Source organism: Methylopila musalis (assembly GCF_042679725.1).
Classification (GTDB): domain Bacteria; phylum Pseudomonadota; class Alphaproteobacteria; order Rhizobiales; family Methylopilaceae; genus Methylopila; species Methylopila musalis.
The window spans coordinates 1-2,330 of record NZ_JBHTMX010000300.1 but is presented as its reverse complement, the minus strand read 5'-3'; the positions used below and the strand labels follow the sequence as shown (position 1 = coordinate 2,330).

Below are 2,330 nucleotides of genomic sequence, written 5' to 3'. Positions count from 1 at the left end.
GGAAGCCGAGCCGGGCCGCCTCGCGCAGCCGCGGCCCCGGATGCGCCACGGGCCGCACCGCGCCGGTGAGGCTGATCTCGCCGAAGAACACCGCATCCACCGGCAGGGGCGAGTTCAGCAGCGACGACACCAGCGCCGCCGCGACCGCGAGGTCCGCCGCCGGCTCCTGGATGCGCAGGCCGCCGGCGACGGCGAGATGCACGTCGTGGCCGCCGAGGCGCACGCCGCAGCGCGCCTCCAGCACCGCAAGCACCATGGCGAGCCGGGCGCCGTCCCAGCCGACCACGGCGCGGCGCGGCGTGCCGAGCGTGGACGGCACCACCAGCGCCTGGATCTCCACCAGGATCGGCCGTGAGCCTTCGAGCCCCGCAAGCACGGCGGTGCCCGGCGCGTCCGGCTCCCGATCGCCGAGGAACAGGGCGGAGGGGTTGGTCACCTGCTCCAGCCCGTCGCCGGTCATGGCGAACACGCCGATCTCGTCGGTGGGGCCGAAGCGGTTCTTCTGGGCGCGCAGGATGCGGAAGTCCCTGCCCGAATCGCCCTCGAAGGACAGCACCGCGTCCACCATGTGCTCCACCACGCGGGGACCGGCGATCTGGCCGTCCTTGGTGACATGGCCGACGAGGATGACGCAGGCGCCGGTGGTCTTGGCGTGGCGGATCATGGCCTGCGCCGCCGCGCGCACCTGCGTCACGGTGCCGGGCGCGGACTCCACCTGGCCGGTCCAGAGCGTCTGGATCGAATCGATGATGACAAGCTTCGGCGGCTCGCCCGCCTTCAGGGTGGAGAGGATGTCCTCCACATTGGTCTCGGCCGCGAGCGCCACCGGCGCCTCCGACAGGCCGAGCCGCTGGGCCCTGAGCCGCACCTGCGCCGACGCCTCTTCGCCCGAGACATAGACCACCCGGTGCCCGGCGCGGGCGAGCGCGGCGGAGGCCTGCAGCAGAAGCGTGGACTTGCCGATGCCGGGCTCGCCGCCGAGCAGCAGGACGGAGCCGCGCACGAAGCCGCCGCCGGTGACCCGGTCGAGCTCCGCCAGCCCCGAGGCGAGGCGGGGCGCCTCGTCGGTCGCGCCCGACAGGCTCTCCAGCGCCACCACCCGGCCGCGGCCCAACGCCCGCGCCGCGACGCTCGAGGCGCCGCCGCCCGGCAGGGGCGCGGCCACCACCTCCTCCACGATCGAGTTCCAGGCCCCGCAGGCCTCGCACTTGCCCGACCAGCGCGAACTCGCCGCGCCGCAGGCCTGACAGATGAAGGAGGGTTTCAGGCGGGCCATGGGGCGGCGAGGCCTCGGGTTCAGGCTGTGGGATCGAGATCTTTGAGCAGCAGCCGCGGGCTGCGCGCGCCGTGGACGACGCGCAGGATGCGGACCGCGTCGGCGACTGTGTAGAAGATCAGATGGGAGCCGTGAACCAGCCTGTGAATCTCATGGCCCCTTAACCGCGCCACGACGGGTCCCTGCCGCGGAGCGGCGTCCAGCGACAGGCATCTCTCGATCAGCCTGCGGACGAGACGCTCCGCCGCGTCCGGATCGTCCTGCGCCACGTGACGCCCGATCCCGAGGATCTCCGCGCGGGCTTGAGCGGAAAAGACGACCTTCATTCCGCCGCGCTGGCGCTCCGGACCCGTTCGATGTCGGCGAGGGCCTCGGCGAGCACCTGATCCGCGGAGAAGACGCGGCCCTGCTCCACATCGTCCAGACTTCCGGCAAGGAACGCTTCGAGCTCGTCCTGATCGCGGATGCGCCGTCGCTCGCGGTCTTCGAGGCCGCGCAGGGCGTCCCGCACGACCTCGGACGCGTCGCGATAGCGGCCGGATCGGACCAAAGCCTCGATCAGCTTGTCGAAATAGGCGCCCAGGGCGAAATCGGTCGGCATGGCGACGTCTCCAGCCAGCGTAAGACGCTGAGTGTGGGGGCTGACAGCCTGGCGATCAACCGACGTAGCGCCGTTCGCAGCGGCGGCTGAGGCCGGTGAGGATCTCGTAGCCGATGGTGCCGCTGGCGCGGGCGAGGTCGTCGACCGTGACGTTCGGGCCGAGAACCTCCACCCGGTCGCCGCGCCGGGGCGGGTCGGGCAGGGCGGTGACGTCGATGGCGATCAGATCCATGGAGATGCGGCCCACATAGGGGCAGAACGCGCCGCCGAAGGCCGCCACCGCGCCGGGCGCGCCATCGGCGGAGCCTGCGGCGCGGAATACGCCGTCGGCGTAGCCGAGCGACAGGATGGCGAGCCGCGACCGGCGGGTCAGCCGCTCCGCGCCGCCATAGCCGACCGGGGTTCCGCCCTCCGCCTCGCGCAGCTGGACCACCCGCGCCTCGAGCCGCGCCA

The 2,330-nt window shown here is 72.9% G+C and carries 4 protein-coding genes; all 4 read right to left on the bottom strand.

Annotated elements, in window-relative coordinates; all coding sequences use genetic code 11:
* Positions 1–1,276 (bottom strand): DNA repair protein RadA (gene radA, locus ACFQ4O_RS16975; RefSeq protein ID WP_378777479.1); only part of this gene is annotated, 1,276 nt, incomplete at its 3' end.
* Positions 1,277–1,296: 20 nt separating this feature from the next.
* Entirely contained in the window at positions 1,297–1,602 is a 306-nt protein-coding gene (locus ACFQ4O_RS16970) for a type II toxin-antitoxin system RelE/ParE family toxin (protein ID WP_378777476.1), read from the bottom strand.
* Complete coding sequence (locus ACFQ4O_RS16965; RefSeq protein ID WP_378777474.1) at positions 1,599–1,877, bottom strand: type II toxin-antitoxin system ParD family antitoxin; 279 nt, start codon at positions 1,875–1,877, stop codon at positions 1,599–1,601. The genes ACFQ4O_RS16970 and ACFQ4O_RS16965 overlap by 4 nt, the downstream gene beginning before the upstream one ends.
* A 55-nt stretch (positions 1,878–1,932) precedes the next feature.
* Positions 1,933–2,330 (bottom strand): alanine racemase (locus ACFQ4O_RS16960; RefSeq protein ID WP_378777472.1); only part of this gene is annotated, 398 nt, incomplete at its 5' end.